The organism is Pedobacter terrestris (assembly GCF_052343045.1).
Lineage (GTDB): Bacteria > Bacteroidota > Bacteroidia > Sphingobacteriales > Sphingobacteriaceae > Pedobacter.
In genome coordinates this window covers 937,478-963,474 of record NZ_CP180264.1, presented here as the reverse complement: position 1 = coordinate 963,474, position 25,997 = coordinate 937,478, and the positions used below count along the sequence as shown (strand labels likewise).

Below are 25,997 nucleotides of genomic sequence, written 5' to 3'. Positions count from 1 at the left end.
ATTTTTTCTAAATATAACCCGATGAATTGATTTTTCCGGATTTCATATCCGACCATACACTCAAAAATAAAAGCCTACTAAGAACAACAACTTTTCTTCCGCCTTTTAAAAAATTAATGCAATCTTTGCCTTAAGATCCGATTATCATGCGCAGAGTTTTAGCCGCTATTTGTACTTTAATCACACTTTTTGCATTTAAAGAAACCCTCTATATCTTTAATACGGCCGATGCAGATGTTGTAAAACAACGCCCTCAGCTTATATTAACCGCCTTAAGCATTTCCATTCCATTATTGGTGTTAAGTTTTTGGTTATGGATTCCTAAACGGAAAAATCAAGAATAAAATTTCGTTTTCAATTCTGGTGTTGGTACCCAGCAAGTTTCCTGCCGCCCCCACCATTTGTATCTATTTTTGGCGATTATGTTATATACCCAATCCCGTAAAAATTTCGGAACAATGATTAAGCTATATAAAAGCGGCCATAAACCATTCAATCTTCTTGCAATACGCAAAGCAGCAGTTGATTTAGTATATAATAAGCCATTTTCCAGCAAAACAACAGAGTTTGAATTGCCAATTTCGATATCAAACTGCGGCAACAATTTACGGACATAATCTCCTTGCAACGCAGAAAAACGAAAGTAATCCCTCTTTTCGTGTGTAAGAACAAACTGCACAGAAGCATTACAAAGATTGCAAACGCCATCAAAAAATATCACAGGGTGAGTAGGCATATTCAAAATTACATTTTTTTTTCGTTTTCAATTCGTAAAGCCAATTTCAGCCGTTAACCATACAAAGTCTGGTCGTTAAAATCCATTGATATAATAGTCTGGATTATTTTTAAAAAGTTTTCTATGTTGTAGCTGAACATTTTACCCAAACATTGCTAAACAAATCCCTTGTGGTTTTCCCAGCTTAAAACATTTTTATATATTTGTCCAATCCTTCGCCAATGCAAAAGAAAACACTTCTTGACGGACAAAAAATTCAGATTACAATTAAGAGGCTTTGCCATCAATTAATTGAAAACCACGACGATTTCTCGAATACCGTTTTAATAGGTATCCAGCCGCGGGGTATATTTTTTGCCGATCGCATCCATCAAGAGCTTCAATCCATTTTAAAAAACAAGAAAATTTTAAAAGGAAACCTCGACATTACTTTCTTTAGAGACGATTTCCGCCGAAAAGACAGTATTGTAACTGCAAACAGCAATTCTATCGATTTTATTATAGAAGGCAAAAAAGTAATCCTGATTGATGATGTACTTTGGACCGGTAGAACCATTAGAGCAGCAATGGATGCATTGTTGGCCTATGGCCGCCCTGAAAAAGTAGAACTGATGGTTTTAATTGACCGCCGTTTTAGCAGACATTTGCCAATTGAACCAGATTATATCGGCCATCAGGTAGATAGTTTGGATTCGCAACAAGTAAAAGTAACGTGGACAAGCGAAGGAGGAGAAGATAAAGTAACCTTATTATCAGAAAAGCAATAATATAAAATGGCAGCAGACACCTTATCAACCCGACATCTTTTAGGCATTAAAGACATCAATCGGAATGATATCGAATTAATTTTCGAAACTGCAGATAATTTCAAAGAAGTGATTAACAGACCGATCAAAAAGGTGCCTTCACTTCGTGATATTACTATTGCCAATATTTTCTTTGAAAACTCTACGCGTACAAAACTCTCTTTCGAACTGGCAGAGAAGCGCCTTTCGGCAGATGTCGTGAATTTCGCTGCATCTTCTTCATCTGTTAGTAAAGGAGAAACGCTTATCGATACGGTAAACAATATCCTTTCAATGAAAGTAGATATGGTTGTCATGCGTCATCCATATGCCGGCGCTGGCCAATTTCTTAGCAAACATGTTAAAGCGCAAATTGTAAATGCAGGCGATGGCGCACATGAGCACCCAACGCAGGCTTTATTAGATGCTTTTTCGATTCGCCAGAAATTAGGTGATGTAACCGGGAAAAAAGTGGTGATTGTTGGTGATATTTTACATTCGCGCGTAGCCATTTCCAATATTTTATGCTTGCAGCGTTTAGGCGCAGAAGTCATGGTTTGCGGGCCAACAACGCTTATACCAAAACACATTCACCAATTGGGTGTCAAAGTTGAACACAACTTGATTAAAGCGCTAAACTGGTGTGATGTTGCCAACATGTTGCGCATCCAACTGGAACGCCAGGACATTAAGTATTTCCCTTCTCAACGGGAATATGCAATGATGTATGGGTTAAACAAACAAATTCTGGATAATCTGGACAAAGAAATTGTTGTAATGCACCCTGGGCCAATCAATCGCGGTGTGGAGATTACAAGCGACGTTGCCGATAGCAAACAATCTATCATCCTTGAGCAGGTAGAGAATGGTGTTGCTGTAAGAATGGCAGTTCTCTATCTTCTGGCAAGTAAAGGGTAATTTGGTTCATTGGTCATTGGTTCATTAGTTCATTGGTCGTTAGTCATGAGTCATTGGTTCAATAGTTGATTAGTTTATTTGTACAAGCACTACAATCTTAGGGATATACGAATTCCAGGAAAAACTTTTGATTTTGTTAGTGAGTTTTACGTCTGTATTTGAGCTTTTCTTTTCTTTAAACTTCATGCTTACTTAACGAAGGAATGAATAAAAATTTGAATTTTCGAATAAACTAACCGCGTCGGATTCCCAATGAACAAATGAGCTACTAAACGAATGAACTAACCTCTTCGCATTCCCAATGAACAAATGAACGAATGAACTAACCGAATGAACCAGCACCCTTTTTTCCACATTCGTTCTACGCGGTATACCAATTCAAAAATACCTTCGTTAATTTGTGTTATTAACAGATGTTAATTACTTATGTTGATAAGCTATGATACTATTTCTAATTTAGTACCAACCATATTTGAAACCGATGCATAAAAAACACTTACTAATTCCGCTTTTGATGGCGGGAAGCCTAAGCACATACGCACAGGTTAGCCCCGTGCAAACCTTAAACAAAAATTACCAAACCGGACTTGAACTTCTGGACAAGGAAAAATACACCGCGGCAGCGCAGCAATTTAAAATTGTTGAACAACTCCGGTATAAACCTTCTACTCAACAGGAAAGCAATGCAGAACTTTCTACCTTAAAGGAAAATGCTAAATTCTACGCAGCTGTTTGCGCTTTGGAGTTGAGTAATAGCGATGCAGAAAGTCTTTTTCAATCGTTCATTCGCGATTATCCTTTAAATCCCAATACCAAACTGGCGTATTTTTATGTTGGTAAAACCTACTTCAATCAAAAAAATTATAAAAAAGCCTTAGAGTGGTTTGAAAAAACAGATCCGTCTACACTTTCAAGTAAACAACGCAACGAATATCAGTTTAAGCAAGGCTATGCTTATTTCATGCAGCAAGATTATGAAAAGGCCGAGCCATTATTTGAAGCGGTAAAAAAGGAAGAAGGGCAATTTCAGGAAAGCGCAACTTATTATTTCGCTTACATCAATTACCTAAACAAAGAGTATAAAACGGCTTTGGCAAATTTTGAAAAGCTAAAAGGCTCTCCAACGTATGAGGCCAGTTATCCATATTACATCACATCTATGTATTACCTGGATGAACGTTATGACGATGTAATCTCATACGCTTTGCCAATAATGCAAAAAACCAAACAACAGTTTGAAGCCGAAATGTTAAGCTTGGTTGCCGCATCTTACTTTGCAAAATCGGAATTTAAAAATGCCGAAAAATATTTTACAGAGTTTTATGCAAAAGATAAAAACGATACCAAAAACAATTTATTCATTTATCAGTATGGATATTCGTTGTTTCAAAATAAAAAGTACAAAGAATCTGTAACCGTTTTAGAAAAACTGAATACAGACGATGTGTATTTGCAAAACGGTATGTACACGCTGGGAAAAGCATTTATCCAACTTGGCGATAAACAAAAAGCGCAAAGTGCATTCTTCAGAGCATCGCGTTTGGTATTTGATAAAAACATTCAGGAAGAAGCTTGGTTAAGTTATGCCAAACTGAGTTATGAATTGGATTTTCATCAACAAGCATTGGAAGCTACTCAAGGTTTTATCAAACAGTTTCCGAAATCAAGAAAAATGAATGAGGCCAAAACCCTTTTGGGCGAGGTTTTATTAACCACCAAAAATTACCAGGCAGCGGTTGATATCCTGGAACCTATTCCGGATAAAACCTTAGAAGCAAGAGAAGCTTATCAGAAAGTTACGTACTTCCGCGGACTCGAATTTTACAACGAGCGTGCTTTTCCTAATGCGCTCTCTATGTTTTTGCGTTCAGAAAAATTTCCCGAAGACAATGAGATACACGCTTTAAGTACGTATTGGAAAGCTGAAGCCATGTATGAATTGCGCAAATTTGGAGAAGCTGTAAGCACATTTGAAAAATTCCTTAAAATGCCAGATGCAGATAAAACAGGCGTTTATAATTTTGCAAAATATGCCCTTGCCTACTCTGCTTTTGAAGATGAAAAATACGGAAAGGCAGCAACCTATTTCGAACGCTTTTTAGCCGGAAATGATAAAGATCAAAAAACGATTGATGATGCAACAATCCGTCTGGCCGATTCTTACTTTGTAAATAAGAGCTACGGAAATGCGATGACGAATTACAATAAAATCATCGCCAGAAAAAATAGCTCAGAAGATTATGCCGTATTCCAAAAAGGAATGATCCAGGGATTGGAAAGTCAGTATGATGCGAAAATTTCTACCATGCAGTCTTTGTTGCAGCAGTTCCCGAACTCTAACTATGCGGATGATGCAGGTTTTGAAACCGCTTATACGTATTTTACAAAAGGAGATTTGGAAAAATCTAAAACAGATCTCGTAGCATTGGTGGCCAAATATCCGCACAGCAGTTATATACCAAAAGCTTTAGTTACTATTGGTTTGGTTCAATACAACCAAGATCAAGATGAACAAGCTTTAGAATCTTTCAAAAAAGTAATTCGCGATTATCCAAGTGCCGATGAAGCCAAACAAGCTTTGGAATCTATCAAAAATATTTATGTAGATAAAGGTGATGCAAATTCATTTATGAGTTATGCCGCCACAACACCTCTAGGCAATTATTCTAATGCAGAGCAAGATAATATTGTTTTTGCGGCAGCCAATACTTTGTATTTGAGAGGAGATTTTAACGGTGCTTTTGCAGCTGTAAATGCATATTTCGATAAATTCCCGAAAGCAATACACACTAAAGAAGCCAAATTTATCCGTGCAGAATCTTTGGTTAAACTGAAACGTCCGGACGAAGCCATTCCGGATTATGAAGCCATTCTTAACGATTGGACAAGTGATTATACCGAACGTTCATTGTTAAGCATTTCTCAGCTTTATCTTGATCAGCAAAAATACAATGAAGCAATTGTATATCTGAAAAGGTTAGAAACAACAACGGATTATAAAGCGCATTATAGTTTTGCAATTAACAATTTATTGAAAGCCTACACCGCATTAAATATGCCGGATGATATGCTGAAATATGCTAAATTGACTAAGGAATCTGAAAAAGCTTCTGAAGAAGAAAAAAACAGTTCGGGTTTATTTGCCGGTAAAGCGTATTTGATTAAAGGCGATACCACAACTGCAGTCAAAGAATTTAAAAACGTTGTTGCAAGTACCAAAACTATAGCCGCAGCAGAAGCGAAGTACAATCTTGCTTTTCTGGAATATAAAAAACGGGATTACAAAACATCGACCAAAACCTGTTTCGATTTAATCAATAACATGGCTTCTTATGATTATTGGGTAGCTAAAGCCTTTATTCTCCTATCGGATAATTATGTGGCCTTGAAAGATAACTTGCAGGCAAAAAGTACACTTCTCAGTATTATTGACAACTATGACGGAAAGGATGACATTATCCCAACGGCAAAAGAAAAATTAGAAAAACTAAACCAGAAGAAGTAAGAAAAACATGAAGTCGAATAAATATATATACAGCGCGCTACTTTTTTTATCCTTTGGTTTAGCCAAAGTACAAGCTCAGGAAGTTAAAAAAACTGAGGAAAAAGAAAAGTCGACCGTAAGCGAAGAAATTGAAGTTGTTCGTCCGTACAAACCAATATTGGCAGAAGCGGTGAAATTAAGAAGAAGCCCAAACCTGGACGACGTAAAAACTTACAAAGCAAAATTAAACTACAGCATTACTGATCGTAAGCTGGAACTGAACAGCGATATTCAAAAGTTGCAGGCACAGGCTTTAACTCATGAAAAACAAGACTCGCTAATCAACAACTATGTTAAAGGTGGCGTAGGTTCTATGGGAACTTTACTTGGCGAAGTATACATTAACAATGGCCGCGACGAAGGTTTGCAATTGGGTGGATATTTCAGACATTTCAGTCAGGAAGGGAAACTAAACAAGCAAAATAACAATACACAACAGTTAAGTTTATTTGGCCGCAGCATTCTGCAAGAAAATACAGTAAGTGGAAGAATTAACTTCGACCGTCAGGGAACGTATTTTTACGGTATTGACGATACGCGCCCAACTTTAAATCCAAATCCGCAAAGACAAACATTAACGATGTTTGAAGCTGAAGGAGAATTGGTTAAAAACTTCACTGAAGATCCGGATGCATTGAGTTATGCACTTAAAGCAAATGGATATGTTTGGGGCGACCGTTACAATGCAAAAGAAAATTACGTCACGTTAAATGGCTATCTGAATAAACGCATCAGCTCATTCAATCTTGGTTTGGCTGCAGCCGCAGAATTTGGAAATACTAAAGACTCTTTAACCAGTGTAGCCAACAATCTTTTGCGTGTAAATCCGTACATCCGTCTTCAAGTAAAAGGCGCAAAAATTACCGCTGGCGTAAACTTAGTTCAGGAGTTTGGCGCATACAGCAGTACCCGTCTTTTCCCGGCAATTACAGCAGATTTCACGTTGATTCCGGATTATCTTCAGATCTTTGGTGAAGTTAAAGGTGATGTAAACCGAAATTCATTGAAAGGTTTTACGGATGAAAATCCTTGGTTAAACAGCAACATTCTGGTTAAAAATACGATTGAAAGATTGAGCTTTAGCGGTGGTATTAAAGGAACCGGCGGACCAGGATTTGGTTATAAAGCTCGTTTTTATGTAAAGCAATTTGACGATATGCCTTTATTCGTTAACAACTTTACTGATTTCAATAAATTTGATGTGATTTACGATTTCGGAAAAACCAAACTTACTGGCTTGGAAGGCGAAATTACCGTTCAGGTAAGTGATGCATTAAAATGGACCGGAAGACTAAACTTAGACGACTGGAAACCTGCATCTGAAACCTACAGTTGGTTTAAACCGGGATTGAAAGTAAGCTCTAATTTCTTGTATACGTACAATAAAAAATTGAGCTTCAATGCTGCTGTTGTTATTCAAGATAATGTTAAAGCGAAAGTATATACTTCAGCTCCGGTTAATCCGTCGCAATACGTAATTCCAAATACCGCTATAGAATCTATTGTTACGGTTAAAGGTTTTGTAGATTTAGGCGTAGGTGCAGATTACAGAATCAACAACAAATTTTCTGTATTTGCCAAAGCTAATAATTTGCTAAATTCTAACTACAGCAGATATTTATATTATCAGGTAAACGGATTTAACATCTTCGGTGGATTGAGTTATTCGTTCTAAACCAACCTAAAATTATCAAGCCGCAGTTCACTAATGAACTGCGGCTTTTTTTGTTTACTGCTTTTAACGTCTGAGCGTGTTGTAAGAAACCGATATTCTTATACTTCAAAATAACTGTTACTTTAAATTCTGCTGATCATAAAAAAATAATTTTCGGAGTTCCTTGTACGAGGTACTATCGAGCACGTGCGTTACTTTTTTGCTATTTTTACCACCAACTAATTGTGCCAATGTAACATCCAGCTGGTCTATCAGTGTATTACTCAACAACCAGTTCATGGGCAAGTTTTCGCTGTTAAGCGAAATAAATTCGCCATTTAATATGCGTACCTGATTCTTTAAATCGTCTTGAGCAATACGTCCTCTACCAATACGTGTATTGTAAATTGTCCCAATAATTTCTGTAATTTCATTAAACTTTGTTACACTTTTGATTGTACTATCGCCACTAAAGTTAAACTGCAGAACGTAAGGTTTCACCTTGTATTTTTCGAGTTTTAAGGCTTTCAAAACCTGCGTAAGTGTTTCAGAACCTTTATTTTCGTAATAACCGCCATCAACAAAATGTCGTTTAAAAATACTGTCTTTAGTGCCGTCTTTAAATCTGAAAGCGGCTGCCGGTGAAATTAACGGGAAGCGATCGCTCAGGTTTATTGCAGAACTGTAGCGCAAATTTAATCCGCTGCGCAGATATAAATCTCTTGAAGTGGCGAGTGGCAAACCTTCAAGATTAACATTACTCCAAACATTCTGTATGCCGGTTTCAACTTCTGTTGTATTCATAAAAATAGCAGCAGAAGGCGCAGTAAATGTTTTACTGAAAGAAGATTCCATAAGATTCTGGTCGTTTCCATAGGCGTTTCCCCAACCTGCTTCAAAACTTTTTTCAAGTGCAATTGCCCTGTCTGCTCTTTGTATTGGAAATGGAATAAAATAATTAAGTATTTCTCCAAAAACGAGTTTTGCCGTTAATGCCGATAAAAAATCTGTTTTAAAAAATTCTTTTGAAGCAGAAATCCATGCATTCCTTTCTGATGGATTGTGTGCTGCGCGCAAAGTTTGCGCATTAAAAAAATTGCTACCTAAAGTTCCGCCAGAAACGCTGCTGTATGCATAAATATAATTTTTAAGTTCTGGAAATTTGGCCTGCAAACGGGCAAGTAACATACCGGTAAAAGCGCCGGTTCTGAGCGCGCCGCCTTCTGCGGAAACGAAAATTACGGGCACACGCTTCCCAGAATCAACCCGATAATATTTTTTACCCACCGTATCGGCTTCCAAACGCTTATACCAACGATCAAAATGATCATTCAAGGTACTGCGCGGATCATTTGATGCCAAACACGATGCAATTTTCTGTCTATAAATTGTCCTAACGGGATGATCCTGATTGATGATAGAACAAATGGACAACCAAACGATCAAGGTAAAACGAACAGGAAAAGGCTGCGCTTTATCTAAAAAGCTGAGAAAAACATACACAATTTGCCAACAGGCGAAACTTAAACAAATAATTGCTGTTGCACCAATCTGTCCATACCACGAAATTGGGAAGAAAATCCCTACTGATAAAATAAGCATTCCGGCAAGAATAGTCAGCACCAACAATTGTTTAATAAGCCGGCGATAAAATCTGAAATTAACCTTAAACATCCACGTTTTTGGATTTCCCTTTTTACAAATCGGATTTTCTGGGAAAGGCGAAAAATACCTCGAACTGGGTAAAATCATCCCGTTAGGTAACATACGGTTTCTCGGTAAATCTTTCCCTTTGTATTCATCGGCAGGATCTGGTAAATCTACCCGTACATCGTTAAAAATTCCATACAATTTACTCGCCCATCTCCCCTCCTGAACGGAAAGCCTTAACCAACGCAGGCGTTTAAATTTCTTACTCCATTTGATGATTAAACCACCGGGATATAAAAACCAGATGATTCCGAAAGTAGAAGCAATTAGAAATAGAACCACACAAGTACCGCGGATAATTTTCTGAAAATTATACAAATTATCGGCGTTGCTGATCTCGCCAAAATTGATAAAACACGTATTTATAAAGGCTAAAAACATTAATCCCAACGGAAAAAAAAGTGCAAACCTGGAAATATAGAATTGATATTTTTTCCGGCATTCTACACGTTCTGGTTCTAAAGATCTGCCAGAATTATCTGATAAATAAGAAAGTACTTTGGTACTAAATTCTGAAGAAATACACCAAAACATTAAGGCGATAAACAAAGCCAACAGAGTCCAGAAATGATCAAAATCTGCAGCGTATTCTGTAACTACAAGCAATACATCTCTGCCCTGTTCTACCAATAAAAATGCGACAATGGCCAACAAATCGAACAGCAACATTACCCAAAGGCCACTAAGAATTTTAAATAAATCGCGGAGTTTATTGATATTTCGGTTAAACAAATTCATGTATAAAATTTAGGTTTAAAAGCGTTTAGAAGATCTTTCAAATTTAAAAAGCAGCAATTCCCTAATGATAATCAATATGTTAAATATAAGATAAATATTTGTTGATGTAAATTACAGGTCGGCAGCGCCGAAGGCAGAATTATTTTATATTTGAGTAAACAGACATCCTATGAAAACTTTAACAACCGAACAAAAAAACACACTGTTACAAACCCTTCGGCTTCGTTTTGAAAAAAACACGAGCCGACATGAAGGCTTAGATTGGGAAAAAGTGAAAGTTAAATTAGAGAACAATCCGGGCAAACTTTGGTCGCTTAATGAAATGGAAAGAACAGATGGCGAACCCGATATTGTTGCATACAATTCTGATAACGATGTATTTACATTTTTTGATTGTTCGGCAGAAAGTCCAAAAGGACGCAGAAGTTTGTGTTACGATCGGGAAGCTTTAGAATCCAGAAAAGAATTTAAGCCAGAAAACAGCGTAGTAGAAATAGCGGCAGAAATGGGCGTAAATTTGTTAACAGAAGCAGATTACCGGTATTTACAACAACTTGGAAAATTTGATTTAAAAACCTCCAGCTGGATCAATACACCAGACGAAATCAGAAAACTTGGCGGTGCATTATTTTGCGACCGCCGATACAATACGGTTTTTGTGTACCACAATGGCGCATCTTCCTATTATGCCGCACGCGCGTTTAGAGCTGCTTTACATGTTTAGAAAATAGATTAAGCTTCAGATGAACTTATGAGCACATAAACTACTGAACAAAAAAATCAATAGTTCACATATTTAGAACTGAAACTGCCATCGGCATACAAATCTACAAGTCCGTAGCCTGGCGCAGTTTCTCTACGGTTGCCTTCCCACCACGCGCCAGATACTGCACCGTTGCATAAGTAATTCACATTATTGTACACCACCTGATCTTGCATATGCAAATGGCCGCTTAAACAAAGTTTCACATTTTTATGGTGATAAAATAAATTGATGATTTTAGCGGTATCAGTATGCATATCGCCGCCCAACATTTCCCATCGGTTTACAATATTATCTTCAATCATGAGTAAAGCGGTAAGAATCGGGATGTGCGACATGACCATCACGGGCATATCTTTTGGTGTATGCTCTAGCGTTGTTTTAAGCCAGTTAAATTGCTCATCGCCCAATTTCCCAATGTACCAGGTTTGGTCAATATCCAGGTGTACGCTATCCAGTATAATAAATTTCCATCCTTTCTGCTCAAAACTGTAGTAAGGTGTATTGAGTTTCAACTTATTCATACTGTAACGTTTGCCGTAAAAAGTATCGGTTTTAGTATTTTCATTCCACCAGATATCATGATTACCGAGACAATATTGTATAGGCAAACTGCATTCGTTTTGGATAATTTTATTCCAGAGGTTCCATTGTTTATCTATTGCACTTAGATTTTCTTTATTCATATCGAACACAATATCGCCTCCGTTAAGGATTAAATCGACTTTTGGATTTTGCTGTTGCACGTGATGAAGGCACCGCACCAATTTATCGGGTGCACCAAATTCGTCTTTCAAATGTACATCAGTGAGGTGCGCAACCCGGAGCACAGGTTTTTCTGGTGCAGTTGGGAGGGCCTGTGCCAATGTTGGCAATAACAATAAACTGCCCAAACCTTTTAATGCTGATCGTCTTTCCATGGTTTGTTTCCAAAGAAAGCCTCAGTGCATTAATTTGAGGTTAAGCAAAGATGAAATCATAGGTTGAAAGTATGGAGTTGGTAGACCGAGGTCCGAAGATTGTTTCTTTTAGCTATTCTCTGACAAACCTGTTAAAGGCTCCTTTAGACTTCCATTAATCCCTTTGCTTCCATTCGCAATGACGATTTATGCGAGATAACGTGATTTCGAGAACGTATGAAGAAGAAATCTTTCCTGCCCAAAGCATTTACTACAAACTCAGCTGATCAGCCACTCAAAAATTTTCCAAAACACAAAATGGTTTTTATCTTTATGGAAATGCAACATACTTTTCATCCTGTTTCCAAAAAACAATTATCTCTAAGCCATGAAAATACTCAAATTACACCTCGCCTTGTTTCTTATTCCATTTGCATTTGCTTGTAATTCATCTGATAAAAAAACAGAAAATGCTAAAAAAGATTCTGTGTTAACTAAAATCTGTTATGCTGCATCTTTTGAAAAAGACAGTGCCGGAATGATTATAACCACTTTGGCATCTGGCAAAATTGAAGGTTCTTTATTGATTAAATATGCGTCAAAACCAGAAAACAACGGTTTAATAAAAGGTAAATTTAGTGGAGATACCTTATATGTAGATTACCGCTTTAACACAGGGGGCGATAAAACTAAAGTATTTACCAATCCACTGGCTTTTTTAAAAAAAGATGGAAAACTAATTATGGGCGTTGGTCAAATCGAAACCACACTTGGCCGTTCTTACTTTGTAAAAGGAAAACCCATTAATTACGAAGCCGGGAAATTTACTTTTGTAGAGGTGCCGTGTAAGTAGGGTTTATTGCCCCATCTGCAAAGATCGTTCAAACAAAGGAAGCCTAAAAGAATAAGCAAATGACAAATGCGTCAATGAACGATTTATCCACATCATTTTTCCAAAAAAAATGCATTTTTGTGCTTTATTAGTTTATTCAGAAAAATTAAATACTTTTTCTGAACAAAAGCATTAATTTTACCAGAATGGATATTTTAGCTTATGCCTTAGAATTTCTTCAACAGCGGAAAACCGTTGCCGTAAAAGGCTTGGGTGCATTCCATAAAAAGAAGTTTCCGGGTCGGTATGATAAGGAAACGAAATCATTTCTTCCTCCGGGATATACTTTGCAGTTTTCTGCTGAAGCAAGAGAAGATGATGGATTGATCGATTTTATTGTCGAGAAAAGAAATGTATCCAAAGAAACGGCCACATATTTTGTAACACAATTTGTAGAAGCTACGCATGAAATGCTCGAAACCGAGCATGAAGTAGAATATGAAGATTTTGGCCGTTTGTTTTTTACCGAACATGAAGGTTTAAGCTTTGAGCCTGCACAAAATATTACATACGGTTCTGAGTTTTATGGTTTTCCAGCAGTTAAAGATTTAGTTTTTTTACCAGAGAAACCTGCAAATGACGAGCTAAAACATACAGAAGTTGCAGAAGCGCCAAGTCATTTCCTGAATAATGAAACAACCCAGGATGTGGCACAACAGCCCGAAATTGAAACGATAGAACTGGATGAAGTACGCGATGATCTGACCAAAACACTCGGCAACCCAGAACAGAAATCGAATAACATGGATGAGAATTCATCTAAGCCTGAAAAAACTGTAGAGCCAGATGAAGAGGGAAATATGCAATCAGAAGAAACTGTTGATGAAACTCCTCAAGCCGATCTTCAGGAAGGAGTTGTAGAAACAGTTTCTGGTCCAGAATCTATTGTCGAAGAAAATGAGGTACATTCCGGCGATGAGCCAGAATCAGAACTGCCAAAAACGTACCATCAGTTAGAAGAACAAAATATAGAAGAGGTTACCGAAGCACCAGATTTTATCCAGGAACAACATGCAGAGCATCCAAACCGTTTTGGGCATACACCAGAACCTGAAGAAAAACGCACAGTGGTTAACCGTGATGATTTTAGGTTATCGGATGAAAAGGTAACAGAATCGCCAGCATTTATTCAGCAACAACATGCGGAGCATCCACACCGTTTCGGACATAGGCCAGAGCCGGAAGAACGCCGTACAATTGTTAACCGCGATGAACTGGTAGAGGATGAACACTTAACACAGTCGCCCGCATTCATTAAAAAGCAGCACGCTGAACATCCGAACCGTTTTGGACATGATCCGATGTTGGATGAGCCGGCAGAAACAGAAAAAAAATCGGTTTGGCCTAAAATATTTATAGCCATTGGATTACTCCTGGTTATTGGTGCCATAATTTTTCTGGTAAAACCTGATCTTTTCAAACGTTCTGATATTGAGGATATTCCAGAAATGGGCGCCATGCAAACACCTGTTGAAAAAGAAGATCCCTTAAAACTGAAATTAGATTCAATTGCGAAAACCGATAGTATACTAAAAGCCAATCAGGTTCAAAAAACGAAGGCACCAATACAAGATACGGTTAAAACGAGCGTTAACGTTAGTAAAACAGACGCACCTAAACAATATGATATTATTATTGCTTCCTATAAATTTGAAAAAGATGCACAAGAACACATTGCCAAACTGAAATTGAAAGGCATTGATGCACATATTGCAAGAATCTCCGGGTTGCGCAAAAGCATAGGAATCGGCCCTTATACCGATCAGAATGAAGCCTTAAAACAAATGGAAATTCTGCAGAAAAAATTTAAAGGAAAAGGATACTACGTAAAACAAATAAACACACCATAAATGATTACTTTATTAACTATTCAGGACACTGCACAAACCTTACAAGACACTACCGCGGCGGCAAATCCTACATTGAGCCAACCCGCTCCAGAATTACATTTTATTGATTTGCTTTTTAAAGGTGGCTGGGTAATGATCCCATTGGCTTTCCTTGCATTTCTAGCATTGGTCATTTTTGTTGAGCGTTATTTAACCATAAAAAAAGCAACCAAAGAAGAAGCCAACCTGATGGTTCAAATCAGACAATATATTCATTCCGGAAATCTGGATGGCGCGATGGCATTATTAAGAAACAACAATTCGCCACTTTCGCGCATGCTTCAAAAAGGACTAAAACGTATTGGTCGCCCAATTAAAGATATTGAAGGCGCTATAGAAAACGTAGGTAAACTAGAAGTTTCTAAACTGGAAAAAAATATCAGTATTTTAGGTATTGTTGCGGGTATTGCACCCATGTTGGGTTTCGTAGGAACCATTGTTGGGGTAATTACCATCTTCCATCAGGTTTCTATTAAAGGCGCAATTGAAATTGGAACCATTTCTGGTGGTTTGTACACTAAAATGATTACTTCTGCTACAGGTTTAATTATCGGTATTATCGCTTATGTTTTGTACCATATTTTAAATATCATGGTAGAAAAAATTATCCTGAAAATGGAAACCGATGCAATTGATTTTATTGACTTACTAGAAGAACCAGGTAAATAATGAATTTACGAAAAAGATCAAAAGGAAGCGTAGAAGTACATACATCGGCATTAAATGATATTATGTTCTTCCTGATGCTGTTTTTCTTATTGGCGTCTGCCGTTGTAAACCCGCAGGTGGTGAAATTACTTTTACCTACATCTTCTAGCGGACAACAATCTACAGCGAAAAAGGCAGTTACCGTGAGTATTGACGAAAATCTGAATTATTACGTGGATAAAAAAGCTACGCCGGCAGATGGTTTGCAACCTGCAATTGAAGTTTATCAGAAAGCAGCACCAGATTTAACCATCATTTTATATGTAGCAAAAAATGTTCCTGCAGAAAATATTATGGTCGCATATGACGTAGCAAACAAATTGAAATTGAAACTTGTTTTAGCTGTTGAGCCGAAAAAATAATGACCCACAAAGAAGAAAATAATTATCCAAAAGCAATTGCCATAGCCTCAGGGATTATGGTGGCCTTGCTGGCGATTAGTTTTTTGATCGTGATCAATTCTTTTCAGCCAGCCGAAGATCTAGGCATGGGCGGCATGGTGGTGAATTATGGTACTTCTGAAACCGGAATGGGCGATGATTATACCAGCATTGAAGAACCATCTGCAGATCCGAATGCCAACAATAAAGCGCCAGAAAAAGTAACCGAGGAACAGCAGGTAACTAAAACGACCAATTCTGAATCGAGTGATAAAGAAATACAAACACAAAATACCGAAGATGCACTTGCGGTAAATACCAAGCCGCAAAAAGCAACTACAACTACGCCCACAACTTCTACTGAAGAGAAACCGGCCAAACCGGTAATCAATCAAAATGCCTTGTATAAAGGCAAGAAAAGTACAGGTCAGGGCGGCGGAGATGGAACGGGAAATGAAGCCGGAAATCAGGGTTCCAAAAATGGAGATCCTTTAGCCAATAATTATGGAGAAGGTGGTTCCGGATTTGGAAATAAACCGATCGAATTGAGGCGCTTTTCTAATCTCGTTATCCCGAAAGATGATGGTCAAAAAACCGGAAAAATCGCCATTAGAATTTATTTTAACAAAAATGGAGACATTACCCGTGCCAATCAAGAACTGAAAGGCTCTACAATCACGGACACAGACTTAGTTAACAAATGTATACAGTCTGTTTTAAATTCGTCATTAAGTAAAAGTGATGTTGGCGGAGATAACCAGACTGGTGTTGTAGTTTTCAACTTCAAGGTGAAATAGAACTATAAAACAAAAACAGCCGATCAACCAACGATCGGCTGTTTTTGTTTAGAGACTTTTAATTATCGAATAACCTACCCACAATTTCTGCTAAATCATTTTGCTCATTTGCTTTTTTTGAACAAAAGATCCGAGACTTTCTCTCGAAAAAAATACCTATAATTAACTATGGTTAAAACGCGCAAAGAGGAATAATTAAATCTTTCTTCGCAACCATCTTTCAGAATTTAAGCTCGGTTTCTTTCAGCTTAATAAAGTATTCTATCGATCAGTTAGATAGATAAATCATTGCGCAATAAATACAATTCTCCTCAACATTTTTTGAAAAAAGTTCTTCGTTGGAAAAAAATACGAAATGATTATTTCGCGAAATAAATCAAAAGAAACAATATAACACATTGATAATTAACACTTTTTGTGACTTAAAAATTACAACAATAAAAATCAATCTTGGCATATTTGGGCAGTAACCAATAAAAAACCTTTCTTGTGAATCATAAAAACAGAGGGCAGATCATGTTTCAAATTCTGTTTAATACAAGTCAGTAAAAATTCGGTTAGCATTATAAATTTCGCTCAAAAAAATTAAAGCCGTAACCCAGCTATTACCGAATGTAAAAGAAACTAAAGATGATTTTGGAAACCGATAATTTCCATCCCTTCAAAAAACCTGTCGATGGCGTATATCCGGATTATTCCTGGCAGCCCTATACATCCAATGGACTGAGATCGCCTAAGCACACTGTAATTCCCATCCAGCCCGGTTTATCAGAACTCACCGGACCTTCTTTTAATCCTGAAAAACAAAAAATCATAACTGATTTAACGGAGGGTTTTAAAGGACACCCGCTTGGTGAAAAAATACTGATTTATGGTACCGTAACAGACGAAGACCAGAAACCAGTTCCAAATACACTTATAGAAATCTGGCAAGCCAATGCTGCCGGCCGTTATCTACATAAAAACGATCAGCACAATGCACCGCTTGATCCTAATTTTACTGGCCTCGGCTGTTTTTATACTGATGAATCTGGAAGGTATGAGTTTAAAACCATTAAACCTGGTGCTTATCCCTGGGGAAATCATTACAATGCCTGGAGACCGCAACACATCCATTTCTCGTTATTCGGGCCGGCAATCTCCACTCGCCTAATTACTCAGATGTATTTTCCGGGAGATCCCTTGCTGTCTATTGATCCTATTTTTAACAGCATCCGCAACGAAAATGCGAGGCAAAGAATGGTTTCTACCTTAAATATTGCTTCTTCATTACCCTTTGAAATGCTTGCTTATGAATTTAATCTCGTACTGCGCGGGCGCGAAAAAAGCTACTTTGAAAATGGAGACTAAGCAGAAAAACTTCTTACTTACGCCTCAACAAACTGTTGGGCCGTACTACAGCATCGGCTTAGCACCATTGTACAAAGATCAATTGTTTAGCGAAGCGAAAGAAACGAAACACATTCGCATTTCGGGTAAAATATTAGATGGAAAAAGTTCACCTATTCCCGATGCTGTAATAGAAATCTGGCAAGCAGATGAAGCTGGAAATTACCTGAATACCGATGAAGGGTTTGCCCGCATTTCTGTCAATCAAAATGGCCAATTCTCTTTTACTACCATAAAACCAGGTGCCGAGCGAAATGCAGATTCATCTAAACAGGCTCCTCACTTAAACGTTACGATTTTTATGCGCGGCGCACTTAAAAGCCTGAAAACTAGAATTTATTTTGAAGATGAGATGGAACTGAATCAAGCAGATCGAGTATTAAAGGAGGTCTCAGAACAGCGCAAACACACCCTGATTGCCAGTCTGCAAAGTGCAAAAAATTACCAGATTAATCTGGTTATTCAGGGCGAAAACGAAACGGTTTTTTTTGAATACTAGCATGATACATTCCCTAACAGATCCAATATTTACAACAGCTTTTTCAAATTCAATATTTACTTCTGAGGCAACTGTTAACGCCATGAAGCGTTTTGAAATGGCGCTAATAAGTGCTTTGGGACAACATAATTTCTTGACAAAAAATGATGCAGATCAACTTATTAAACTCATCGCATCAGCGGATATACCTGCAACAGAAATAGTTAAACGAGTTGCAATTGCCGGCAACGCATCTATACCTTTCGTGAAACTCTTAACGGCATCTGTAGAAATCGAAAACAAAAATTTAAGCCGGTGGGTACATTTCGGCGCAACCAGTCAGGATTTAATAGACAGTGTTTTGATGGGCCAGTTAAAGTTAATTTATCTTCAGTTAACGCCTAAAACTTTAACGCTTGCAGGTCTGTTGGCCAAATTGGCCGATGAACATCGAAATACGGCAATGATGGGTCGCACACTTTTGCAACAAGCAAAACCAATAACCTTTGGTTACAAAGTTTCGACTTGGTTAAATGAATTACTGGAAGTAAAAAAAGACATAGATTACCTATGCTTAGAAGGTTTTCCAATACAATTTGGTGGCGCTGTAGGAACATTATCTGCATATGGAAACCAAGGCGATGCTATAATGTGTGCGCTTGCAGCAGAACTGCAATTGACTGAAGCAGACATGCCTTGGCATACACAGCGAACGCCCCTACTTAGAATTGCTCAAAACCTAAATCATTTGTGCACAATACTGGGCAAAATGGCGAAAGATATTATTCTACTGATGCAGACTGAAGTTGCCGAAGTGAGCGAAGGAAAAGCGAGCGGAAAAGGTGGATCATCGGCTATGCCCCACAAACAAAATCCGGTTTCATCACTTTTCCTGGTTGCCATTGCTAAAAAATCAATCGGATTGGTTTCTTCCTTCCAGCAAACCTGTATTCAAGAACATGAACGCGCAGCAGGCAACTGGCAAAGTGAATGGAATCTAATGCCAGAACTTGCCGCCTTAGCTTTATCAGCAGTTGAACATGCGACAGACTTGATCGAAAATCTGAATGTGAACAAAGTAAAAATGCAGGCAAATATAGAACAGACAATGGGATTGATTTTTTCAGAAGAACTCGCCGCTGCATTGTCTGAAACGATGGGAAAAACCGAAGCAACTCGACTTGTAAAGTTGGCATGTGAAGACACTTTGAACCATGATATTCCCCTTCGAGAAAGCATCCTTAAATATATCACTTCGGAAAGTTTAGAACGGGATGCCATTTTCAACATCTACAAAACTACCGGACTTTCAGAGTATTACGTGACCAAAACTTTAAAAAAATATAACAACTATGTCAAGCAAAAAAGTTAATGGCCATGTATGCCACTATGAGTTAACCGGTTTTGTTCATAATCCGGTAATTGTTTTTTCGCATTCCTTGGGTACAGATTCAAGCATTTGGAACGCCCAGATTGATGACTTAAAAGATGATTATTGTACTTTAACTTATGATACCCGCGGCCATGGTCAAAGCGAAACTACTAGCGGTACAAACATTGAGCAATTGGGGAAAGATGTGGTTGAACTTTTGAAATCTCTGCAAATTGATCAGGCATTTTTTGTAGGCATATCTATGGGCGGCTTAATTGGTCAATGGCTCGCTGCACATCAACCTGCAAGGTTTCCTAAAGTCATCATCGCAAACACTTCGGCAAAAATAGGCAAAGCATCAATGTGGAACGATCGCGCTGATTTTATTGCGAAGGAGGGTATGTCAAATATGATTGCAGATACAATAGGCAGGTCTTTTACCGATAAGTTTCTAAAAAGTTCACCAGAAAGAATTAAAGAAATCGAGGCAGTTTTACTCAAAACGAATCCTCAAGGTTACGCGGAGAGTTGCCGTGCAATTGGTGCTGCAGACTTTAGATCATTGTTAAAAGACATATCTATTCCAATTATGGTTGTTGCCGGCGACCAAGATGAATCTACTACTGTAAACGATGCAATTTCAGTAAAAAATGAGCTTCCTAATGCTGAACTTACTATTTTATCTGCCTCGCATTTGTCAAATATAGAAGACGCAAAAGGCTTCAATCAGGTCATCAGAAATTTTTTCAGTGAATGATGAATGCGGACGAAACTTATTTAAATGGAATTAAACAACGTAAGAAAGTATTGGGGGAAGAGCATGTAGAAAATGCCGAATCGACTAAAAACGCATTCAATGCGGATTTTCAGCATTTCATTACCAAGTATGCCTGGGGAGAAGTTTGGACGAGGCCAGGTCTCAACTTACGTGAACGAAGTTTCATTACACTTTCTATGTTGATTGCACTTAATCGCGAACACGAATTTCGGATGCATGTACGTGCTGCAATTAATAATGGTGTAGTCGTATCCGAAATCAAAGAAATTATTTTACAAGCTGGTTTATATTGTGGTTTACCTGCCGCAAATGCAGCATATAAAATTGCAGAAGAAGTTTTTGACGAGTTAGAAATTGTGTATAAAGATGAAAACCCATAAAACAAAAGTTGGAATTATTGGTGCCGGCCCATCTGGTTTACTCCTATCGCACCTGCTCCATCGGCAAGGTATAGCTAATATTATTATAGAACGACAAAGCCGTAAACATGTTGAAGGACGGTTACGTGCCGGTTTGCTGGAAGAAGCCACAATGGATTTGTTGACGAAAATTGGCGCCGACCAAAACATTAAACAACATGGTTTGCAACACGAAGGTATAATCCTCAGCTGTAACGAGCAACGTATTCGCATTCCGCTCTATAACCTGACGGGGAAAAAGGTCATCATTTACGGACAGCAAGAAATGGTAAAAGACCTTATTGCGAAAAGCACTGCTGAAAATTATTCATTATTTTTTTTAGCAGAAGCAAGTAGAATTGAGTTTTCTACGACAGCAAAAAGTGCAGAAATTTATTTTGATCTGGATGGCGAACAACAGAAAATTGAATGCGATTTTATTGCTGGTTGTGATGGCTTCCATGGTATTTCTAAGAAAAATATACCGCAAGAAATCACTACGATACATGAGAAACATTATCCCTTTAGTTGGTTGGGGATTTTGGCTGATGCAGCTCCGGCAACAGACGAACTGATTTATGCCTGGCATCCACGTGGATTTGCGATGCACAGCATGCGCAGCGAAAGAATAAGCCGATTGTATCTCCAGGTACCGAATGACGAAGAACTCGAAAACTGGCCAGATCATCGGATTTGGCAAGAACTGAACATTCGATTGGCTACCCCGGGATGGCAACTGAACACAGGACCAATTCTGGAAAAAACTATAACGCCAATGCGCAGCTACATGTTTGCGCCTGTACAATACAAAAAGTTGTTTTTAGCTGGAGATGCAGCACATATCGTCCCGCCTACAGGTGCAAAAGGCTTAAATCTCGCAGCTGCAGATGCCGAAAGTCTTTTCTACGCCTTTCAAGATTTTTACCTCAATGGAAACTCAAGAAAGCTGAACAGCTATTCTGAAACGGTAATTAACAGAGCCTGGCGCGTTCAGGATTTTTCAAACTTAATGACAGAATTACTCCATCTAAATCCAAATGAAGATGAGTTTTTTCAAAAACTGCAGCAATCAAAAATAAACTATCTCGCAAATTCAGAGGCTGCACAATATTCATTGGCCGAAAATTATACCGGCAAAATTTACAGGTCATAATTATGAAAGCAAAACCAATCATTACAGCAGAACAAGCTGCTGATTTAGTTAAAGAGGGAGATACGTTGCTGCAAGGCGGTTTTGGAATGACCGGAAATCCCGTGCACTTAATGCACGCACTTGCAGATAAAGGCACGCAAAACATCACTTTTATTGGAAACAACGTTGGCGAAGTTAATTTAGGCGGCGGGCGTCTGCTCAGAAACGGACAAATTAAAAAGATGATCGGTTCTTTTTTTACAAGCAACCCTGAAGCAGTGAAAGCTGCGCAAGACGGAGAAGTAGACTATCAGATTATTCCTCAAGGTACGTTGGCAGAAGCCATTCGCGCCGGTGGAGCAGGTATTGGTGGTTTTTATACGCCCACCGCCGCAGGAACCGAAATTGCAGAAGATGCCGAAATGAAAAACATTAACGGTACAGACCAGGTTTTTGTGCCCTCAATCCGAGGCAATATTGCTTTTATACGTGCATGGAAAGCAGACGAAGCCGGAAATTTGGTCTATCGGATGACGGAGCAAAATTTTAACAAGGTGATGGCTACAGCTGCAGATTTAGTTGTAGTAGAAGCTGAAGAAATCGTGCCAATTGGTGCAATTCCACCAGATCAGGTGCATACGCCGGGCTGTTATGTAGATTATTTGGTTCAGGCCACTCTGACCAGTGCAGATTTAGGGAGTTCCGCGAAAATAGATCAAGATAAAAAACCTGATGAACTCCGTTTAAATATGGCAAAAAGAGCTTTGGCAGAAATTAAGAATGGAGATGTAGTGAATTTGGGCGTTGGCATACCAACATTGGTTGCCGATCTCATTCCAGCTGAAATGCCCATCACTTTACATACTGAAAATGGAATGTTAGGTGTTGGCCCGGCTCCAAAAAACGAAGCCAGTGCAATGCATTTCCCGGTAAATGCCGGTAAAATACCAGTGACGGCTTTGCCCGGAAGCAGTTATTTTGACAGTTCAGATTCTTTTGCCATGATCAGAGGTAAACATATTGATGTGGCCATAATGGGTGGTTTAGAGGTTGATGAACGAGCAAATCTCGCCAACTGGGCTGTTCCGGGCCAACCTTTACTGGGCGTTGGTGGGGCAATGGATCTCGCCTCTGGCGCGAAAAAACTCATTATTCTAATGATGCATAACGATAAACATGGCAATTCAAAAGTTGTAGCAAAATGTTCACTGCCATTAACAGCCGTTGGTACCGTTGACATGATTATAACAGACAAAGGTGTCTTTGAATTTATAAATGGAAATTTAACACTTACTGAGCTAATGCCTGGTACATCGCTTGAAAAAATCAGGGCCATTACCTCAGCAAATTTCGACGAAAAATTAAAGAAATGAACTACGACGCATATATAATTGATGGAATACGCACCCCGATTGGGAATTTCGGTGGGACGCTATCTGGCATTCGGGCAGATGACCTTGCTGCTTTGGTGATAGAAGACCTTCTAAAAAGAAATCCGGATATTCCAAAATCGGCTATAGACGATGTGATACTGGGTTGCCACAATCAAGCCGGAGAAGACAACCGGAATGTTGCGCGCATGGCGTTGTTATTAGCGGGTTTGCCCGTAACTGTGCCCGGAGAAACCGTAAACCGACTTTGTTCTTCAGGCATGTCTGCTATTATTCAGGCTGCACGTGCCGCATCAGCGGGAGATGGAAAACTTTTCATTGCCGGTGGTGTAGAACACATGACCAGAGCGCCCCTCGTCGTCTCTAAACCTTCTAAAGGTTTCGGTACAGATTCCAAAATGGAAGATTCTAGCTTTGGCTGGCGGTTTGTAAATCCCAAAATGAAGGCGAAGTATGGTGTAGATTCTATGGGGATAACAGCAGAAAACCTTGCAGAACGCTATCAGATATCGCGCGAAGATCAGGATCTTTTTGCTTTTTATTCGCAACAGAAGGCAGCTGCTGCACAGCAAAACGGGCGATTAGATGAGGAAATTATTCCCGTAAAAATCGCACAGAGAAAAGGCGAGCCAATTATCGTATCTAAAGATGAATTTATAAAAAGGCAAACCACCTTAGAAGGTCTTTTAAAACTGAAACCTGCATTTTTAAATGACGGAACAGTTACTGCCGGCAATGCTTCTGGTTTAAATGATGGTGCAGCGGCAACATTAATCGCATCTGCAGAAGCAGTTAAAGAATATAATTTAAAACCACTAGCTAAAATTTTAGCTAGTGCAATAGTTGGTGTAGAGCCACGTATCATGGGCATTGGCCCCGTACCCGCTACAGAAAAGGTGCTGGAGAAATCCGGATTAACTCTGGAACAAATGGATATTATTGAACTGAACGAAGCATTTGCAGCACAAAGTTTAGCATGTATACGTGCATTGGGTTTGGCAGATAACGATCCACGAATAAATATAAATGGCGGAGCAATTGCCTTGGGTCATCCATTAGGTATGAGCGGAACGAGAATTGTCTATAGCGCTGCATTAGAACTCAAAAAAAGGAACAAAAGATACGCTTTGGTAACCATGTGTGTTGGCGTTGGACAAGGATATGCTGTGATATTAGAAAGTGTTTAAAAATGCCAGCTTTCTCAGACAAAACCATATACTACATGTCTTTAAATATCAAAGTAATCTCTGTATTTTTTTGAATGCGCCAACAGAAGGGAGAAACATTCCTCAATCTAGCAAACCATTGTTTCTCCCAATCCCTATATTTGCGTCATCATGATGACATACCAACAAACGCTTGATTTTTTGTACAGCAAACTGCCTATGTTCACACGCATTGGTGCAGCTGCATTTAAAAAAGACCTGACCAATACAGTAGTGCTTTGCGCGGCATTAAACAACCCGCAAGATCGTTTCAAAACCATACACGTAGCAGGTACAAATGGTAAGGGTTCCACTTCTCATATGTTGGCCGCTGTATTTCAGGAACAGGGCTACAAAACCGGCTTATATACTTCTCCACATTTAAAAGATTTTCGCGAACGCATTCGTATAAACGGAAAAATGATGGAACAGGCAGATGTGATTACTTTTGTGGATAAGCAACGCCAGCTTATGGAAGAAATTGAACCATCATTTTTTGAAGTGACAGTTGCAATGGCTTTTGATTATTTCGCCAAACATGAAGTTGATGTTGCTATTATTGAGGTCGGTTTGGGTGGAAGACTGGATTCTACCAATATTATTTCGCCAGAACTTTCGGTTATTACCAATATCAGTTTAGACCATACCAATATGTTGGGCAATACTTTGGCAGAAATTGCGGCAGAAAAAGCTGGCATCATCAAACAAAATATCCCTGTAGTTATTGGTGAAAAACAAGCAGAATCTGCACCGGTATTTATCAACAAAGCCAAAGTACAAAATGCACCGATTTTCTTCGCCGATCAGATTTTGAGTATCGGAAACATTCAGCTTAAAAACAGTATGATGCATTGTTCCATTTATCGGGACGGTGAATTGGTGTATGAGCATTTAAAAAGCGATTTGACAGGCATTTATCAGCAGAAAAATATACTCACCGTTTTAGAAGCAATTTCAGTAATTAATGAATCCGATTTATTTAAAATCGACAAGGAAACTGTATTTCGTGCATTGGCTCATGTAAAGGAAATCACAGGTCTTCAAGGCCGTTGGCAAACCTTACAAGAACAACCTTTGGTTATTTGTGATACTGGTCACAATGAAGCCGGCATTGCAGAAGTTGTTAAAAATATAGCGCAAACGCAACATCAGAATCTACATATTGTCTTTGGAATGGTTAAGGATAAAGACATCAGCAAGGTGTTATCTTTCTTGCCCAAACTCGCTACTTACTACTTCTGTAAACCAGATTTAGAACGTGGATTGGAAGCAGAAGAATTACAAATTCAGGCACAATACTTTGGACTTAAAGGTAATACCTATCCTTCAGTAGTTGAAGCGAAAAGATCGGCAATCCAATCTGCACATCCGGATGATCTGATTTTTATTGGCGGAAGTACCTTTGTAGTAGCAGAAGCGCTATAAAATCTTTACAGAAAGT

Annotated in this window: 23 protein-coding genes; 20 read left to right on the top strand and 3 right to left on the bottom strand. The window is 38.5% G+C overall.

Annotation, left to right across the window (positions count from 1 at the left end; all coding sequences use genetic code 11):
* Positions 1 to 146 precede the first annotated feature (146 nt).
* Positions 147 to 344 (top strand): hypothetical protein, encoded by a 198-nt coding sequence (locus ACJVDH_RS04135; RefSeq protein ID WP_443946307.1) that lies wholly within the window; start codon positions 147 to 149, stop codon positions 342 to 344.
* Here ACJVDH_RS04135 and ACJVDH_RS04130 read toward each other — a convergent pair.
* On the bottom strand, positions 335 to 736 hold the full coding sequence (locus ACJVDH_RS04130; protein WP_443946306.1) for a thiol-disulfide oxidoreductase DCC family protein: 402 nt from the start codon (positions 734 to 736) through the stop codon (positions 335 to 337). The genes ACJVDH_RS04135 and ACJVDH_RS04130 overlap by 10 nt on opposite strands.
* A 221-nt stretch (positions 737 to 957) precedes the next feature.
* Between ACJVDH_RS04130 and pyrR the strand changes: the two genes are divergently transcribed.
* The 4 genes from pyrR to ACJVDH_RS04110 all read left to right on the top strand — a co-directional run bounded on the left by pyrR (position 958) and on the right by ACJVDH_RS04110 (position 7,658).
* Positions 958 to 1,503, top strand: a complete 546-nt coding sequence (gene pyrR / locus ACJVDH_RS04125) for a bifunctional pyr operon transcriptional regulator/uracil phosphoribosyltransferase PyrR (RefSeq protein ID WP_443946305.1) — start codon at positions 958 to 960, stop codon at positions 1,501 to 1,503.
* Positions 1,504 to 1,509: 6 nt separating this feature from the next.
* Positions 1,510 to 2,439, top strand: a complete 930-nt coding sequence (locus tag ACJVDH_RS04120; RefSeq protein ID WP_443946304.1) for an aspartate carbamoyltransferase catalytic subunit — start codon at positions 1,510 to 1,512, stop codon at positions 2,437 to 2,439.
* Between the two features lie 481 nt (positions 2,440 to 2,920).
* Complete coding sequence (locus ACJVDH_RS04115) at positions 2,921 to 5,944, top strand: tetratricopeptide repeat protein (protein WP_443946303.1); 3,024 nt, start codon at positions 2,921 to 2,923, stop codon at positions 5,942 to 5,944.
* Between the two features lie 7 nt (positions 5,945 to 5,951).
* Entirely contained in the window at positions 5,952 to 7,658 is a 1,707-nt protein-coding gene (locus tag ACJVDH_RS04110) for a hypothetical protein (RefSeq protein WP_443946302.1), read from the top strand.
* 117 nt (positions 7,659 to 7,775) lie between these two features.
* Here the strand turns inward: ACJVDH_RS04110 and ACJVDH_RS04105 are convergent, their stop codons facing one another.
* Positions 7,776 to 10,085 carry a hypothetical protein gene (locus tag ACJVDH_RS04105; RefSeq protein ID WP_443946301.1) on the bottom strand — a complete coding sequence of 770 codons (2,310 nt, stop codon included), beginning with the start codon at positions 10,083 to 10,085 and terminating at the stop codon, positions 7,776 to 7,778.
* A gap of 169 nt (positions 10,086 to 10,254) precedes the next feature.
* Between ACJVDH_RS04105 and ACJVDH_RS04100 the strand changes: the two genes are divergently transcribed.
* Positions 10,255 to 10,809 (top strand): DUF4256 domain-containing protein, encoded by a 555-nt coding sequence (locus tag ACJVDH_RS04100; RefSeq protein ID WP_443946300.1) that lies wholly within the window; start codon positions 10,255 to 10,257, stop codon positions 10,807 to 10,809.
* 56 nt (positions 10,810 to 10,865) lie between these two features.
* On the opposite strand, the gene ACJVDH_RS04095 is transcribed toward ACJVDH_RS04100, so the two are convergent.
* Positions 10,866 to 11,768, bottom strand: coding sequence for a metallophosphoesterase family protein (locus ACJVDH_RS04095; RefSeq protein WP_443946299.1), 903 nt, complete (start codon positions 11,766 to 11,768; stop codon positions 10,866 to 10,868).
* Between the two features lie 367 nt (positions 11,769 to 12,135).
* Here ACJVDH_RS04095 and ACJVDH_RS04090 point away from each other — a divergent pair, with 367 nt between their 5' ends.
* The 14 genes from ACJVDH_RS04090 (at position 12,136) to ACJVDH_RS04025 (ending at position 25,981) form a co-directional block, all read left to right on the top strand.
* On the top strand, positions 12,136 to 12,600 hold the full coding sequence (locus ACJVDH_RS04090; RefSeq protein ID WP_443946298.1) for a hypothetical protein: 465 nt from the start codon (positions 12,136 to 12,138) through the stop codon (positions 12,598 to 12,600).
* A gap of 185 nt (positions 12,601 to 12,785) precedes the next feature.
* The gene (locus tag ACJVDH_RS04085) at positions 12,786 to 14,489 is read left to right on the top strand and encodes an SPOR domain-containing protein (RefSeq protein WP_443946297.1); all 1,704 of its coding nucleotides are present in this window, start codon (positions 12,786 to 12,788) and stop codon (positions 14,487 to 14,489) included.
* Positions 14,490 to 15,197: a MotA/TolQ/ExbB proton channel family protein gene (locus ACJVDH_RS04080; protein WP_443946296.1), complete on the top strand. Its 708-nt coding sequence runs from the start codon at positions 14,490 to 14,492 to the stop codon at positions 15,195 to 15,197. It begins immediately after the preceding gene.
* Complete coding sequence (locus ACJVDH_RS04075) at positions 15,197 to 15,598, top strand: ExbD/TolR family protein (RefSeq protein ID WP_443946295.1); 402 nt, start codon at positions 15,197 to 15,199, stop codon at positions 15,596 to 15,598. The genes ACJVDH_RS04080 and ACJVDH_RS04075 overlap by 1 nt, the downstream gene beginning before the upstream one ends.
* Positions 15,598 to 16,413, top strand: a complete 816-nt coding sequence (locus ACJVDH_RS04070; protein WP_443946294.1) for an energy transducer TonB — start codon at positions 15,598 to 15,600, stop codon at positions 16,411 to 16,413. The genes ACJVDH_RS04075 and ACJVDH_RS04070 overlap by 1 nt, the downstream gene beginning before the upstream one ends.
* A gap of 630 nt (positions 16,414 to 17,043) precedes the next feature.
* A complete protein-coding gene (gene pcaH, locus ACJVDH_RS04065; protein ID WP_443946293.1) occupies positions 17,044 to 17,763 on the top strand; it encodes a protocatechuate 3,4-dioxygenase subunit beta in 720 nt (239 codons plus the stop codon).
* Complete coding sequence (gene pcaG / locus ACJVDH_RS04060; RefSeq protein WP_443946292.1) at positions 17,753 to 18,301, top strand: protocatechuate 3,4-dioxygenase subunit alpha; 549 nt, start codon at positions 17,753 to 17,755, stop codon at positions 18,299 to 18,301. Before pcaH ends, pcaG begins: the two co-directional genes overlap by 11 nt.
* A gap of 1 nt (position 18,302) precedes the next feature.
* Positions 18,303 to 19,652 (top strand): lyase family protein, encoded by a 1,350-nt coding sequence (locus ACJVDH_RS04055; protein ID WP_443946291.1) that lies wholly within the window; start codon positions 18,303 to 18,305, stop codon positions 19,650 to 19,652.
* Positions 19,633 to 20,409 carry a 3-oxoadipate enol-lactonase gene (gene pcaD, locus ACJVDH_RS04050; RefSeq protein WP_443946290.1) on the top strand — a complete coding sequence of 259 codons (777 nt, stop codon included), beginning with the start codon at positions 19,633 to 19,635 and terminating at the stop codon, positions 20,407 to 20,409. Before ACJVDH_RS04055 ends, pcaD begins: the two co-directional genes overlap by 20 nt.
* Complete coding sequence (pcaC, locus tag ACJVDH_RS04045) at positions 20,406 to 20,810, top strand: 4-carboxymuconolactone decarboxylase (protein ID WP_443946289.1); 405 nt, start codon at positions 20,406 to 20,408, stop codon at positions 20,808 to 20,810. The genes pcaD and pcaC overlap by 4 nt, the downstream gene beginning before the upstream one ends.
* On the top strand, positions 20,797 to 21,981 hold the full coding sequence (locus tag ACJVDH_RS04040; protein ID WP_443946288.1) for a 4-hydroxybenzoate 3-monooxygenase: 1,185 nt from the start codon (positions 20,797 to 20,799) through the stop codon (positions 21,979 to 21,981). The genes pcaC and ACJVDH_RS04040 overlap by 14 nt, the downstream gene beginning before the upstream one ends.
* 2 nt (positions 21,982 to 21,983) lie before the next feature.
* Complete coding sequence (locus ACJVDH_RS04035; protein ID WP_443946287.1) at positions 21,984 to 23,333, top strand: 3-oxoacid CoA-transferase; 1,350 nt, start codon at positions 21,984 to 21,986, stop codon at positions 23,331 to 23,333.
* Entirely contained in the window at positions 23,330 to 24,538 is a 1,209-nt protein-coding gene (gene pcaF / locus ACJVDH_RS04030; RefSeq protein ID WP_443946286.1) for a 3-oxoadipyl-CoA thiolase, read from the top strand. Before ACJVDH_RS04035 ends, pcaF begins: the two co-directional genes overlap by 4 nt.
* Positions 24,539 to 24,688: 150 nt before the next feature.
* The gene (locus ACJVDH_RS04025) at positions 24,689 to 25,981 is read left to right on the top strand and encodes a bifunctional folylpolyglutamate synthase/dihydrofolate synthase (protein WP_443946285.1); all 1,293 of its coding nucleotides are present in this window, start codon (positions 24,689 to 24,691) and stop codon (positions 25,979 to 25,981) included.
* The last annotated feature ends 16 nt before the right edge of the window (positions 25,982 to 25,997 follow it).

Coding starts and splice junctions, on each gene's coding strand:
- ACJVDH_RS04135 (WP_443946307.1), top strand. CDS start 147: ATGCGCAGAGTTTTAGCCGCTATTTGTACTTTAATCACACTTTTTGCA.
- ACJVDH_RS04130 (WP_443946306.1), bottom strand. CDS start 736: ATGCCTACTCACCCTGTGATATTTTTTGATGGCGTTTGCAATCTTTGT.
- pyrR (WP_443946305.1), top strand. CDS start 958: ATGCAAAAGAAAACACTTCTTGACGGACAAAAAATTCAGATTACAATT.
- ACJVDH_RS04120 (WP_443946304.1), top strand. CDS start 1,510: ATGGCAGCAGACACCTTATCAACCCGACATCTTTTAGGCATTAAAGAC.
- ACJVDH_RS04115 (WP_443946303.1), top strand. CDS start 2,921: ATGCATAAAAAACACTTACTAATTCCGCTTTTGATGGCGGGAAGCCTA.
- ACJVDH_RS04110 (WP_443946302.1), top strand. CDS start 5,952: ATGAAGTCGAATAAATATATATACAGCGCGCTACTTTTTTTATCCTTT.
- ACJVDH_RS04105 (WP_443946301.1), bottom strand. CDS start 10,085: ATGAATTTGTTTAACCGAAATATCAATAAACTCCGCGATTTATTTAAA.
- ACJVDH_RS04100 (WP_443946300.1), top strand. CDS start 10,255: ATGAAAACTTTAACAACCGAACAAAAAAACACACTGTTACAAACCCTT.
- ACJVDH_RS04095 (WP_443946299.1), bottom strand. CDS start 11,768: ATGGAAAGACGATCAGCATTAAAAGGTTTGGGCAGTTTATTGTTATTG.
- ACJVDH_RS04090 (WP_443946298.1), top strand. CDS start 12,136: ATGAAAATACTCAAATTACACCTCGCCTTGTTTCTTATTCCATTTGCA.
- ACJVDH_RS04085 (WP_443946297.1), top strand. CDS start 12,786: ATGGATATTTTAGCTTATGCCTTAGAATTTCTTCAACAGCGGAAAACC.
- ACJVDH_RS04080 (WP_443946296.1), top strand. CDS start 14,490: ATGATTACTTTATTAACTATTCAGGACACTGCACAAACCTTACAAGAC.
- ACJVDH_RS04075 (WP_443946295.1), top strand. CDS start 15,197: ATGAATTTACGAAAAAGATCAAAAGGAAGCGTAGAAGTACATACATCG.
- ACJVDH_RS04070 (WP_443946294.1), top strand. CDS start 15,598: ATGACCCACAAAGAAGAAAATAATTATCCAAAAGCAATTGCCATAGCC.
- pcaH (WP_443946293.1), top strand. CDS start 17,044: ATGATTTTGGAAACCGATAATTTCCATCCCTTCAAAAAACCTGTCGAT.
- pcaG (WP_443946292.1), top strand. CDS start 17,753: ATGGAGACTAAGCAGAAAAACTTCTTACTTACGCCTCAACAAACTGTT.
- ACJVDH_RS04055 (WP_443946291.1), top strand. CDS start 18,303: ATGATACATTCCCTAACAGATCCAATATTTACAACAGCTTTTTCAAAT.
- pcaD (WP_443946290.1), top strand. CDS start 19,633: ATGTCAAGCAAAAAAGTTAATGGCCATGTATGCCACTATGAGTTAACC.
- pcaC (WP_443946289.1), top strand. CDS start 20,406: ATGATGAATGCGGACGAAACTTATTTAAATGGAATTAAACAACGTAAG.
- ACJVDH_RS04040 (WP_443946288.1), top strand. CDS start 20,797: ATGAAAACCCATAAAACAAAAGTTGGAATTATTGGTGCCGGCCCATCT.
- ACJVDH_RS04035 (WP_443946287.1), top strand. CDS start 21,984: ATGAAAGCAAAACCAATCATTACAGCAGAACAAGCTGCTGATTTAGTT.
- pcaF (WP_443946286.1), top strand. CDS start 23,330: ATGAACTACGACGCATATATAATTGATGGAATACGCACCCCGATTGGG.
- ACJVDH_RS04025 (WP_443946285.1), top strand. CDS start 24,689: ATGATGACATACCAACAAACGCTTGATTTTTTGTACAGCAAACTGCCT.